Here is an 11,964-nt window from a genome sequence, read left to right on the forward strand (position 1 = left end):
ACCGCTTTTCACCCCCGCCGCCACGCCGAATTGTCGCCGAGTTTCGCGCGCGCTTCGGGCGAGGCGTAGAAACGGGTGAGCCCGCAGTCGGCGCAGACGGCGATGGTGAACTTCGGGGCGCGCCACATCGAGCCCAGCTTGGCCAGGTAGTTGGGCGCGTAGCCGCCGCCGGCGCTGATGCCGCCCTGGCGGTAGACGCGCTGGCCCTGGCATTCCGGGCAGGTGGACGAACTCGTGGACATGGGGGCTCCGGGGTGGGTGGAGTGGGTGATTTTTGACGCGGATAAAATCTGATCTGAAATCAAAAACACGCGGATAGAGCAGTAGCGCAACAGAAAGATGGGGATGCTGCGGGCAACCCGCAAAAATTTCTCCTGATGCTTTATCCACGTTGATTGCTCGTCTTCAGATTTTATCCGCGGCAGAAAAGCTCTGAGTCCTCAGGTCGCCCAGCCCGCCAGCACGAACAGCGCCAGCACGCCGAGCCACAGCAGCAGGATGCGCCACACCAGGCTCATGGCGTCGCGCAGTTCCAGCAGGTCCGGCGCCTGCGCGGGGCCATCGACGGCGTAGGCGTCTTCTTCGGCCAGTTCGCTGGCGACCGACGCGCGGGCGGCGGCGTCGAGGAAACCCAGGTCCAGGCGCATGCCCTGCGCGTGCCAGTCGCGCCAGGCGCTAAGCACGCGGTCGAAGTCGGCGGCCAGGGCCAGCGCGAAGGTCATCAGCTGCGCCACCGGCCAGTTCAGCACGGCCAGCGCCGTGCGCGCGATGCCCTGCTGGCCCGCCGGCAGGCTGCGGCGCGCCTCGCCCTGCGCGCACAGCGCGATCAGGCGGTAGCCCAGCGCGCCCACGGCGCCCGCCACCAGGAACCAGAACAGCACGCCGAACCAGCGCCACAGTGCACAGCGGAACACCGACGCCACCAGGGTCGGGCCTTCCACCACCGGCTCGCCGCCTTCGGGGAACAGCGCCACCGCGGCGGCGCGGCGCGCCTCGGGGTCACGCGCGTCGATCACCGCTTCCACGTCCAGGTTGAGGTCGCGCGGGCCCCAGGTGTAGAGCAGCACCAGCAGTGCGAACAAGAAGGCCGGCAGCCCGTACCAGAGGTCGTCGATCAGGTACTGCGCCGCGCCCACGGCCAGCAGCGGCAGGCCGACGGCGATCAGCAGGCCGATGCGGTTGGGCCATTCACCGCCGACGGTCTGACGACCCAGCCAGTGCAGCCAGCCGATGAACCAGTCGTAGCGCCGCAGCAGCGGCAGCGACGGCACCAGGTGCCCCAGCAACAGTGAAACGACGACGGCGATGAGCGCGGCGGACATGGCCCGATTCTATCCCCGAATCCGCCGCGGCCAGAAGCTCACAGTCCGGGCGGGGGCGCGTCCTGCGCGGCGCGGGTGCGTTCCATCCAGTCGTCGATCAGCCAGCGTGCGATCGACAGCCTGGGCGACAGCAGCAGCGTGCCGGCGGCGATTTCTGCCTCGATCTGGCCCAGCGTGAACCAGCGCGCCTGCTCCAGTTCGTCGCCCACCACCGGATCCAGCGGCAGGCCCTGGGCATGGAAGCCGATCATCAGCGCGGCCGGAAACGGCCAGGGCTGCGACGCGGCGTAGGTGCATTCGAGCACCGGCACGCCGGCCTCCTCCATCACCTCGCGCGAGACCGCCTGCTCCAGCGACTCGCCCGGCTCGACGAAGCCCGCCAGCACCGAGAAACGTTTCGCGGGCCAGCTCGCCTGGCGGCCCAGCAGCAGGCGCGGGCCATCGCTGACCGCGACGATGATGGCCGGGTCGGTGCGCGGGTAATGTTCCAGGCCGCAGTTGCCGCAGCGGCAGCACCAGCCGCCCTTGCACAGGCCCAGCGCATGGCCGCAGCCGCCGCAGAAGCGATTGCGCTGCTGCCAGAACAGCAGCGAGCGCGCCTCGGCCAGGGCCGCGGCCTCCAGCGCCGGCCACTGGTGGGCGGCGCTGCGCAGGTCGAGCTTGCCGGGCAGCGCATCGGGAACCGCTTCGTGCGCCAGCGCGAACCAGGCTCCGTCGTCGGACATGCCCAGGAAACTCGCCGCCTCGGGCAGCTCGGACAGCAGCTGGGCCCCGGTGGGGAATTCGGGGGCGTCGGCCGTGCCGCCGAAGCGGGCGTGGCCGTCGGCGTCCACCACCATCACGCGGGCGTTGGCCCAACGCGCGCGCAGGTCGTCGGGGCGTTCGCGCAGCAGCTCGGACCGGTCCAGGCCCGGACCGCGGAAAGCGTAGCCGGGAGGCGTGGCGCCCAAGCGCGGGGGCTCAGGCCGAGAAGCTGCTGCCGCAGCCGCAGGTGGTCTTGGCGTTGGGGTTGCGGATCACGAACTGCGCGCCCTGCAGGCTTTCGCGGTAGTCCACCTCGGCACCCATCAGGTACTGCAGGCTCAGCGGATCCACCAGCAGGGTGACGCCGTCGCGCTGCAGGGCCAGGTCGTCCTCGCCCTGCTGCTCGTCGAACTCGAAGCCGTACTGGAAGCCCGAGCAGCCGCCACCGCTGATGTAGACACGAAGCTTCAGCCCCGGATTGCCCTCTTCGGCGATCAGGGACGCGACCTTGGCGGCCGCGGCGGCGGTGAACTCGAGCGGGGCATCGAGGGTCTGGTAGCTGGGCGTGGGATCCATGCCTGCCAAGATGGGCGCTGGCGCGGCCGTATTCAAGCTTCCTGCGCCTCGGCCTTGGTCTTGAGCCGGGCCACCACGGCCGGTTCGGGCCCGGTGAGCTGGGCCATCGGCGCATCGGCATGGATCAGGCGGCCGGTGATGACCGCACCCGCGGCCATCTCGACCACCTTGTAGTGCACGTTGCCCGACACCCGCGCATGCGCGGCCAGCTCGATGCGCTCGCCGGCATGCACGTCGCCGGTCATGCGGCCATTGATCACCACCACCGGCGCGCGAACCTCACCTTCGATATGGCCATTGTCGGCGATGGTGATCACTGCCGCCGTGCCGTCTTCGGCGGTGACCTTGCCGTGGATGGTGCCTTCCACGTACAGGCCGCCGGAGAAGGCGATGTCGCCGCGGATCACCGCGTGCGGGCCGATCAGGGTTTCGACGGCATGGCCGCCGCGGGGGGATTTGTGCTTGTCGTTGCCGAACATCTCATTCTCCTCGTGGCGCTTCGGCCTGCCAGGGAAAGGCCTGGTCCACGGTGCTGCCGTCCGAGCGCAGCTGCACCCGGACGCGTTGGGGGGTGAAGCCCTCGGGCAGCACCACGCTGCCTTCGAGCTGCTGGAAATAGCGGAACGAAAACGGCTGGCCGGGTGCGCCCGGCTTCTGCACCAGGTCGTCCCAGCGCAGGCTGCGCAGGCGACCTCCACTCACGCCCTCCACCGACACCCGCGCTTCGCCCTTGCTGATGGCGCCGCGGTTGAGGTTCTGGGTCAGGGTGATCGTGTAGCGCCACGTGCCGCCTTCTTCCGGCGTGAAGAAGGCCTCGTGCACGCTCAGGCCGCGACGCTGGCCGGTGGCGCCGACCAGGCGCTCGTAGAAGGCGACGTCGGCGCGCAGGCCGGACACTTCCTCTTCGCGCTCGGCCAGGCTGGCCTGCAGTTCGGTGTTGGCGCTGCGGCTGATCTGGTCGCTGCGGCCCAGGGTAGCGACGCGCTGCTTGAGCTGCTTGACCAGGGCTTCGGCCTCGGTGGCCCGCTTGGCCGTGAGCGCCAGTTCGGCGCGCGCCTTGGCCAGGCCCGGCGCGGCCCGGCTCGAGGCCCAGTAGCCCACGGCCACCAGGCTCAGCAGCCACAGCCCCAGGCCCAGCGCCAGCAGCACCCGCACATGCGGGCGGTGCGGGACGATGACGAAGCGGGGCTTGTCGGGCGCGGGCGAACTCATAAGATGGGGTGCATCGGGGGGATAGGCATCAGGCCCCGATGCTCAGCCAGCGTCAAGGCGCGGCGTCACTATACTGTGAACTGCGTCACCCTCCGGGAGTGCAAGATGACCGAAGCCCACGTTTTCGCCCTGGGACTTGCCCTGGCCTGCCTGGCCGGCGTGCGGGCCTATTTCACGGTGTTCGGGGTCGGCCTGGCCGGCCTGATGGGCTGGGTCGAGCTGCCTTCGGCGCTGGCCGTCACGACCTCGCCCTGGGTGCTGGGAACTGCGGGCGCGCTGGCCCTGGTCGAGTTCTCGGCCGACAAGATTCCCGGCGTGGACTCGGGCTGGGACCTGCTGCAGACGCTGGCCCGGGTGCCGGCCGGCGCCTTCCTGGCCGCGGCCACGCTGTCCGACGACGGCCAGCTGGGCGCAGGTGCGCTCACCCTTGGCGCGGGCGCAGCCCTGGCCACGCACCTGGTGAAGTCGGGCACGCGGGCGATGATCAATGCCTCGCCCGAGCCGATGTCGAACTGGACCGCCTCGGCGGGCGAGGACGCGGCCGCCGTCGGCGCGATGGCCCTGGTGTTCACGCATCCCTTCATCGCGCTGGGCGTGCTGCTGGGCATGCTGGCGCTGATCGCGCTAGTGGTGTTCGTGGTGGCGCGCTGGCTGTTCCGCCGCGCGGCCGCGCTGCGCCTGCCGGCCGGCGCGAAGCCCGCCTGACCGCGTCCTCGCTGTCGGCTGCACACGCGCCGCGGCGCTCGCCGTGGCCCCTGCCGTGCGGCACCCTGACAGCCGCCGCCCCGGGGGGCATAATCCAAGGCCAACCGGGGGCCCCGCGATGAATCCGCACGACGAGTCCAGACTCGCCGAACACCGCCACGCATTCCTGCGCCTGCTGCCGCGCCGGGTGGAAGTGATCGGCCGCCGGCTGCACCGTTTCCTGCAGGATGGCTGGGACATCAACGGCCTGTCGCTGATGCACGACGACGCGCGTTTCCTTGGCGACGCCTGCGGCCGCCACGGCCTGGACGCGGCCAGCGGCCACTTCGCACTGATGCAGACGCTGCTGGGCGACACCCTGGAACAGCAGGCCCTGCCCGATCCGGGCCTGGGCGAACGCCTGTGGCACCTGGTCGAGGACATCGGCGCGGCCGTGCCGATGAACTCCGACGCCGCCGCGCCCGATGCGCCGGTCACCCGCCAGGTGGACCACGGCGGCCGCGCCGAAACACCGCCCGCCAATTACTGGCGCCGCTGGGGCGATGACGCGCCCGTGGCCGACCGCGTGGCCGCGGCTCCCGCGCCCGAGGCCGAAGTGGCCTATGCCGGTGAAGCGGGCAGCTACGCGCCGATGGTGTTCGACGAGGCCCCGGCCGCGCTGGATCCCTACGTTCCGCGCGACACCGTGCCGGCCCGCATCGCCGAACCGCCGCGGCCCGCTCCCGCACCCCCTTCCCCGCCTGCACCTGCTCCGTCGCTGGCACCGGCTGCGGCACCGCCGGCCACGCCCCGCCCCAGGGTTACCGCCATGAACGAGTCCACGCCCAATCCGCCGCCGGTGGTCGCCGGCATCCGGGTTTACCACCTCACCCACCACGATCCGCTGTCGCTGGAACTCGACCAGCGCATGGAAGCCCTGGGCTACGAGGTGGAGCTGCTGGAATCGGCCGAGGAACTGACCGAACTGCTGGGCGCGATTCCCGCACACCTCACGCTGGTGGACGCGCATTTCAGCGACCAGCTCGAAGCCATCGGCCAGACCGTGCGCGAGGCGCGCGAGCGCAGCCAGCAGGCCCTGCTGCTGGTGGCGCTGTCGCAGGCCGACGACATCAACCTGCGCCTCACCGCGCGCCGCGCCGGCGTGGATGCCCTGGTGGTGGAACCCAACGGCGCCGCCGACGTGCTCAAGCGCCTGTCGCTGCTGCTCAATCCCGGCAGCGATGCGCCCTACCGCGTGCTGATCGTCGAGGACGACCGCAACCAGGCCATGTTCGCCGAAAGCATCCTGCGCAACGCCGGCATGGAAACCCGCGTGGTGCTCGAGGCGCTGGACGTGCTGCAGTCCCTGCACCAGTTCCTGCCCGACCTGATCCTGATGGACCTGCACATGCCGCACGCCAACGGCATCGAGCTGACCGTGCTGATCCGCGACCAGGAGCCCTTCCTGCACACGCCCATTGTGTTCCTGTCGGGCGAAGTGGACCAGGACCGCCACTTCGACGCGCTCGAGGCCGGCGGCGACGACTTCATTTCCAAGCCGGTGCGGCCCAAGCACCTGATCGCCGCGGTGCAGAATCGCGTCACCCGCCATCGTGCGCTGGAGGCCCGGCGCGCGCGCCGCGGCGGCAAGAACGCGCAGACCGGCCTGTATCCGCGCAGCGAGCTGCTGGAAAACCTCGAGTACCTGCTGGCCGATTCGGCCGAGCGCAGCGCCGGCGGCGTGCTGTTCCTGGAAATCGAAAGCGTGAACCTGCTGCGCGACCGCCTGGGCCTGACCGCGCTGGAGCAGCTGCTGGCCGGCGTGGGCAAACTGCTGGGCGAACGCGCCGAACCGACGCCGGCCGCGCGCTTCGGCGACGGCAGCTACCTGATCCTGGACCGCGAGCGCGACGAGGCCGGCCTGGAAGCGCTGGCGGCGCAGCTGCGCGGCGCCCTGGTGCAGCATCCGTTCAACGTGCAGGGGCATCCGCTGCGGCTGCGCGTGTCGGTGGGCATCTGCTCGCTACGGCATCCCTTCGGCGAGGCCGGCGACCTGCTCAACGCCGCCGAGCGCATGGCGCGCGAGGCGCGCACCAGCGAGAAGGGCATCAAGCGCTACGAGCCGGTCAAGCCGACCGAAGCCGTGCGCGAGGCCGCGCTGGTCAACAGCATCCGCGAGGCGATCGCGCTCAACAGCCTGGAGCTGCTCTACCAGCCGGTGGTGGCGGTGGCCGGCAGCGACGACTCGCAGTACCAGGTGCTGCTGCGCCTGCGCGACGCCAGCGGCAAGCTGATCCCGGCCGCCGAGGTGATCCCGCTTGCCGAGCGCGGCGACTTCATCCTCGACATCGACCGCTGGGTGCTGCAGGCCTCGCTGAAGCTGATCCGCGACCGCCGCGCCGACGGCCGGCCGCTGCGCCTGTTCATCACCCAGAGTGCGCTCACGCTGGCCGACCCGGGCCAGGCCACCTGGCTCAAGTCCGAACTGGTGGCGCACGACGTGCCGGGCACCGCCGTGGTGATGGAGCTGCGGCTGGAAGATGCCGCCATCCATGCCGGCACCGTGCGCCAGTTCTGCGACGCGATGGTGGCCGATGGCGTGCAGTTCTGCCTGAGCCAGTTCGAGGCAGGCCAGCATGCCGAGAACCTGCTCGACCAGCTGCCGCTGGGCTTCGTGAAGCTGGCGCGCAAGTACACCACCAACTCGCTCACACCCGCGCTGCGCGACGAGCTCAAGGTGCTGATCGACCGCGCGCACCGCCGCGGCCTGGAAGTGATCGGCCACGGCGTGGAGGACGCGCAGGCCGCGGCCACGCTGTGGATGAGCGGCATCGACTTCATCCAGGGCAACCTGGTGCAACAGGCCGAGCGTGACATGGAGTTCGACTTCCAGCAGGCGGTGCTCTGACATGCTGCCGGAGATGCCCAAGCCCAACGACGCGCTGATCGTCCGGTGGCTGGCCATCGCCGGCGCCGCGGGTGCCGCTGCCGCCGCGGCGATGGGACATTTCAGCGACAACTGGCTTTGGCAGTCGCTGGCGCTGATCGCGGCGCTGCTGGCGGTGGCCGGCATTGCCGGCTTCTGGCGCGCCTTCCACCTGCGAAACCGCGCGCTGCAGCACGCTGCGCAGCAGACCGGCGAACAGACCCGCGAGGTGAACGCGCTGCAGGAAGAGCTGGCCCTGCACCGGCGCCTGGAGCGCGAGCTGACCGAGGCCAAGCAGGCCGCCGAGTCGGCGATGATGGCCAAGGGCGAGTTCCTGGCCACGATGAGCCACGAGATCCGCACGCCGCTCAACGGCATCATCCCGATGCTGGACCTGCTGATGAGCTCGCGCCTGCAGCCCGATCAGCTCGACATCGTGCGCACGGCGTACACGTCGGCGCGGCAGATGCAGCGCATCGTCGACGACATCCTCGACTATTCCAAACTCGAGGCCAACAAGGTCGCGCTGGAGACCACCAGCTTCAACCTGCGCGAACTGCTGGACTCGGTGATCCGCCTGATGGAAAAGCCGGCCGAGAGCAAGGGACTGCGCCTCACCCTGAGCGTGGATCCGGCCGTGCGCCTGGCGGTGCGCGGCGACCCGGTGCGCCTGCGCCAGATCCTGACCAACCTGCTCAGCAACGCGGTGAAGTTCACCGAGCGCGGCTCGGTGCAGCTCAACGTCACCCGGCGCGGCGAATCGCGCGCGCAGCACGAGCTGCGCTTCGAAGTGGTCGACACCGGCATCGGCATTGCCAAGGACGCGCTGCTGTTCCGCGCCTTCAGCCAGGCCGACGCCTCGACCACGCGGCTGTACGGCGGCACCGGCCTGGGCCTGGTGATCTGCAAGCGCATCGTGGACCTGATGGGCGGCAGCATCGGCGTGGAGTCCGAGCCCGGCCGCGGCTCGACCTTCTGGTTCGAGGTGCCGCTGACCAAGGCGGCCGGCGACATCCAGGGCCAGCGCAGCGACCTCAACGGCGCCCGCATCCTGCTGCTGAGCACCGACGCCGGCCTGCGCCAGCGCCTGGGCCAGTCGGCGCCGGGCTGGGGCGCCACGCTCAGCCAGACCGAAACCACCCAGGACGCGCTGACCAAGCTGCGCGCCACCCTCAACCGCGGCAGCTCCTGGAGCTTCGACCTGCTGCTGGTGGACCTCAACAGCGTGCGCAGCACCGCCATCGCCCTGCACCGCAACCTGCGCCGCACCCCCGAGCTGGAAGACCTGCGCGTGGCCTACCTGCAGGGCGAGGAAGCCGTGGCCGCCGAGCTCACCCAGGGCCCGAACGCGCTGCTGCTGTCGCGCACCATCGGCGGCAACGAACTGCGCAGTTCGCTCAGCACCTTCCTGGCCACGCCCAACACGCCGAAGATCGAAGAAACCGAGCCCGCCATGCCCGAGCGCGTGCTGATGGACGATGTCGCTGCCGATGGCAACACCGCGCGCGCGGGACGCCTGCGCGGCCGCGTGCTGCTGGTCGAGGACAACCCGGTGAACCTGATGGTGGCGCAGCGCCTGGTCGGCCTGCTGGGCCTGCAATGCGAAACCGCCGACAACGGCGAGAAGGCGCTCGAGCGCATGGTGCAGGGCAACCTGGACCTGGTGCTGATGGACTGCCAGATGCCGGTGAAAGACGGTTACACTGCGTCGCTGGAGTGGCGCCAGCACGAACTGGCGCACAACCTGCCGCGGCTGCCGATCATCGCGATGACCGCCAATGCGATGGCCGGCGACCGGCAGAAGTGCCTGGATGCGGGCATGGACGATTACCTCTCCAAGCCGGTGGATCGCCGCCTGCTCGAGGCGACCATTGCGCGCTGGCTGCAGAACAAGGCCACCGCGGACGCGGGCATCGCCGCAGCGCCGTCCGCGGGCGTGTCGCCACCGCGCGTGGCGGCCACGCCATCGCTGCAGCCGGCTTCGCCCGCGCCGTTGGCACGACCCGCCGCCCCGGCACCTTCACCCGCGCCACGTCCGGCACCGCCGGTGCAGGAGCCGCGCCCCACGCTGCCGCCGGCGATGGCGCCGCGACCCACGGTGCCGTTCCCGCCGCGTCCAACTGCCCCGGCGCCGGCGCCCGCACCCAGCCCGCTGTTGCGTCCGGCCGCGGCGATGCCGCCCGCGCCGGCCGCCTTCGCGACTCCCGCCGCTCCCGAGCCCTACTCCGCCGAGCACCGCGCCGATGCCCCGGTGGCGCCGCCGCCGGTGCTGGCCAATGAAGTGGTGGAAGAACTGCGTGCCGTGATGGGCAACGAATACCTGAGCCTGGTGCGCCTGTTCCTGGAGGACGCGCCCACGCACGTGCGCGCGCTGGAAGCCGCCGCCACCGCGGGCGACATGTCGCAGATGGTCAACCCGGCCCACACGCTGAAGTCAGCCGCGGCCAACCTAGGCGCCATGGCCCTGTCCGCCGCCGCCAAGCGCATCGAGCTGGGTGCCCGCCAGGGCGTGCTGCCCCGCCCCGCCGTGGCCGTGGCCGTACTCGAATCCGAATTCCGCCGCGCGTCCGTGGCCCTGCAGGCCCTGCTAAAGGCCTGAACCCGGAGAAGAAGAAGGAAGAAAACATACCAGGTATGTTTTTATGGGAAACCGGGCGAAGACCTGGCCTTCCACAAAAACATACCTGGTATGTTTTCTTCCTTCTTCTTCTCCGGGCCGCGGGTCAGCTGCCCATCTTGGACTGCAGGTAGTTCTGCTCGCCCACGCGCTCGATCAGCGCCAGCTGGGTTTCCAGCCAGTCGATGTGCTCTTCCTCGGACTCCAGGATGTCGGCCAGCAGCTTGCGCGACACGTAGTCGTGCACCGACTCGCAGTCGATGATGCCGGCCTTGAGGTCGGGCACCGCCTGCATCTCCAGCTTCAGGTCGCACTCCAAGGCTTCCTTCGGCGACTGGCCGATGAAGAGCTTGCCCAGGTTCTGCAGGTTCGGCAGGCCGTCGAGAAAGAGGATGCGCTCGATCAGCTTGTCGGCGTGCTTCATCTCGTCGATCGATTCCTTGTACTCGTGCTCGCCGAGCTCCTTCAGGCCCCAGTTGTTGAACATGCGGGCATGCAGGAAGTACTGGTTGATCGCGATCAGCTCGTTGTAGAGCGCCTTGTTGAGGTGGGCAATGACCTTGGCGTCACCTTTCATGGCGGCCTCCGCTGGGTGGAATGGAATGCCAGCCTAGCCCCATCGAAGGATCGATGCGGAAACAGGAATTGCTTTCGTTTGCATCCCCGCGGCGTGAGCCCGCGCAGGGTGCTTGCAGACCGCTGGCCGTCAGGCCGCGACCGCGTAGACCGCCAGCGGGAACACCCGCGCCGCGCGGCTTTCGGCCAGGATGTCGCCGGCCATCTCGCTGCAGGTGCCGCAGCCGCTGCCCAGGCCGGTACGCATGGTCAGCTCGGTCACGGACGCACAGCCGGCATCCGCCGCCTGGCGAATGTCCTGGTCGGTGACTCCGTGGCAGATGCAGACGTACATGGCAGCCCGTTCGTAATGGGAACGGTTCGCATTTCACCCTGAATGCGAATGATTGTCAACTCGCCCCGGCCCGAAGACCCGGCGGCGGGCCCGTCTCAGCGGCGCCCGCGACTCACGGCGACCGGCGGCAGCAGGGCCTGAACCCCTTCCCCGCAGGGCGGCACGGCGGTATCGCCGGCCACGGCCCGGGCATGCGGGGCCAGGTGCTGCAGGGCGCGCACGTAGACCTCGCGCTTGAAGCTGACCACGTGCTCGGCCGGGTACCAGAAATCCACCCAGCGCCAGCTGTCGAACTCGGGCTTGTCGGTCAGGTCCAGACGGACCTCGTGCTCTTCGCAGGTCATGCGCAGCAGGAACCACACCTGCTTCTGGCCGATGCACACCGGCCGGTTGCCCCGGCGCACGCAGCGGCGCGGCAGGCGGTAGCGCAGCCAGCCTGGCGTCGAGCCCAGCACGTCCACGTGCTCGGGCAGCAGCCCGGTCTCCTCGCGCAGCTCGCGGAACATCGCCTCCAGCGGCGTCTCGTCGGTGTTCATGCCGCCCTGCGGAAACTGCCAACCGTCCCGGTTGACCCGCCTGGCCCAGAACAGCCGTCCGTCCGCATGCATGAGGACGATGCCCACGTTGGGGCGGTACCCGTCCGGATCGACCACGATCGGACTCCAAAAATCTACTGGAGCCAGACTGCCACAGCGCCGAGGACGCCCACAAGCGGGGCGGAGCCGGATTGACAGCCGGGGCGCGACGGCCCAAAATTCGCGGCCCTGTCTGCAATGGACAGGCCGTTTCGCCAAGTGGCTATGTAGCTCAGCCGGTTAGAGCGCGGCACTCATAATGCTGAGGTCGGTGGTTCGAGTCCACCCATAGCCACCATTCGCACAGCAACGCGCCTGGCCTTCCGCCACTCCGCGCGCCTCGCCATCCAGTGACGTCCTGCCGACCCGTACGCGCCCATTCAGAGGGTGTTCGGACG

General features: G+C 69.9%; 12 protein-coding genes and 1 tRNA gene. 4 read left to right on the forward strand and 9 right to left on the reverse strand.

Features of this window, described 5'->3' with window-relative positions; genetic code table 11:
- Nucleotides 1–8: 8 nt before the first annotated feature.
- From ACOQFR_RS02075 to ACOQFR_RS02100, 6 genes are all read right to left on the reverse strand, one after another.
- Nucleotides 9–242: a hypothetical protein gene (locus ACOQFR_RS02075; RefSeq protein ID WP_421377989.1), complete on the reverse strand. Its 234-nt coding sequence runs from the start codon at nucleotides 240–242 to the stop codon at nucleotides 9–11.
- A 198-nt stretch (nucleotides 243–440) separates the two neighbouring features.
- Nucleotides 441–1,322 (reverse strand): hypothetical protein, encoded by an 882-nt coding sequence (locus ACOQFR_RS02080; RefSeq protein ID WP_421377991.1) that lies wholly within the window; start codon nucleotides 1,320–1,322, stop codon nucleotides 441–443.
- Between the two features lie 38 nt (nucleotides 1,323–1,360).
- Nucleotides 1,361–2,272, reverse strand: coding sequence for an NAD(+) diphosphatase (gene nudC, locus ACOQFR_RS02085; protein WP_421377993.1), 912 nt, complete (start codon nucleotides 2,270–2,272; stop codon nucleotides 1,361–1,363).
- A gap of 10 nt (nucleotides 2,273–2,282) precedes the next feature.
- Nucleotides 2,283–2,642 carry an iron-sulfur cluster insertion protein ErpA gene (gene erpA, locus ACOQFR_RS02090; RefSeq protein WP_421377995.1) on the reverse strand — a complete coding sequence of 120 codons (360 nt, stop codon included), beginning with the start codon at nucleotides 2,640–2,642 and terminating at the stop codon, nucleotides 2,283–2,285.
- A 32-nt stretch (nucleotides 2,643–2,674) separates the two neighbouring features.
- The gene (locus ACOQFR_RS02095) at nucleotides 2,675–3,121 is read right to left on the reverse strand and encodes a bactofilin family protein (RefSeq protein WP_421377997.1); all 447 of its coding nucleotides are present in this window, start codon (nucleotides 3,119–3,121) and stop codon (nucleotides 2,675–2,677) included.
- A gap of 1 nt (nucleotide 3,122) precedes the next feature.
- Entirely contained in the window at nucleotides 3,123–3,854 is a 732-nt protein-coding gene (locus ACOQFR_RS02100; protein WP_421377999.1) for a DUF6776 family protein, read from the reverse strand.
- A gap of 105 nt (nucleotides 3,855–3,959) precedes the next feature.
- On the opposite strand from ACOQFR_RS02100, the gene ACOQFR_RS02105 reads away from it, so the two are divergent.
- From ACOQFR_RS02105 to ACOQFR_RS02115, 3 genes are all read left to right on the forward strand, one after another.
- On the forward strand, nucleotides 3,960–4,559 hold the full coding sequence (locus ACOQFR_RS02105; RefSeq protein ID WP_421378002.1) for a DUF4126 domain-containing protein: 600 nt from the start codon (nucleotides 3,960–3,962) through the stop codon (nucleotides 4,557–4,559).
- Between the two features lie 118 nt (nucleotides 4,560–4,677).
- Nucleotides 4,678–7,446 (forward strand): EAL domain-containing protein, encoded by a 2,769-nt coding sequence (locus ACOQFR_RS02110; protein WP_421378004.1) that lies wholly within the window; start codon nucleotides 4,678–4,680, stop codon nucleotides 7,444–7,446.
- A 1-nt stretch (nucleotide 7,447) separates the two neighbouring features.
- Entirely contained in the window at nucleotides 7,448–10,063 is a 2,616-nt protein-coding gene (locus tag ACOQFR_RS02115) for an ATP-binding protein (protein WP_421378006.1), read from the forward strand.
- 124 nt (nucleotides 10,064–10,187) lie between these two features.
- Here ACOQFR_RS02115 and bfr read toward each other — a convergent pair whose 3' ends face one another.
- The 3 genes from bfr to ACOQFR_RS02130 all read right to left on the reverse strand — a co-directional run bounded on the left by bfr (nucleotide 10,188) and on the right by ACOQFR_RS02130 (nucleotide 11,644).
- Nucleotides 10,188–10,658 (reverse strand): bacterioferritin, encoded by a 471-nt coding sequence (bfr, locus tag ACOQFR_RS02120; protein WP_421378008.1) that lies wholly within the window; start codon nucleotides 10,656–10,658, stop codon nucleotides 10,188–10,190.
- Between the two features lie 129 nt (nucleotides 10,659–10,787).
- Complete coding sequence (locus ACOQFR_RS02125; protein WP_421378010.1) at nucleotides 10,788–10,991, reverse strand: (2Fe-2S)-binding protein; 204 nt, start codon at nucleotides 10,989–10,991, stop codon at nucleotides 10,788–10,790.
- 95 nt (nucleotides 10,992–11,086) lie between these two features.
- Nucleotides 11,087–11,644: an RNA pyrophosphohydrolase gene (locus ACOQFR_RS02130; protein ID WP_421378012.1), complete on the reverse strand. Its 558-nt coding sequence runs from the start codon at nucleotides 11,642–11,644 to the stop codon at nucleotides 11,087–11,089.
- A 143-nt stretch (nucleotides 11,645–11,787) separates the two neighbouring features.
- Between ACOQFR_RS02130 and ACOQFR_RS02135 the strand changes: the two genes are divergently transcribed.
- Nucleotides 11,788–11,864 (forward strand) — tRNA-Met (locus ACOQFR_RS02135).
- Nucleotides 11,865–11,964 lie beyond the last annotated feature (100 nt).

Source organism: Arenimonas sp. MALMAid1274 (genome assembly GCF_049195245.1).
Taxonomy (GTDB): Bacteria; Pseudomonadota; Gammaproteobacteria; order Xanthomonadales; family Xanthomonadaceae; genus Arenimonas.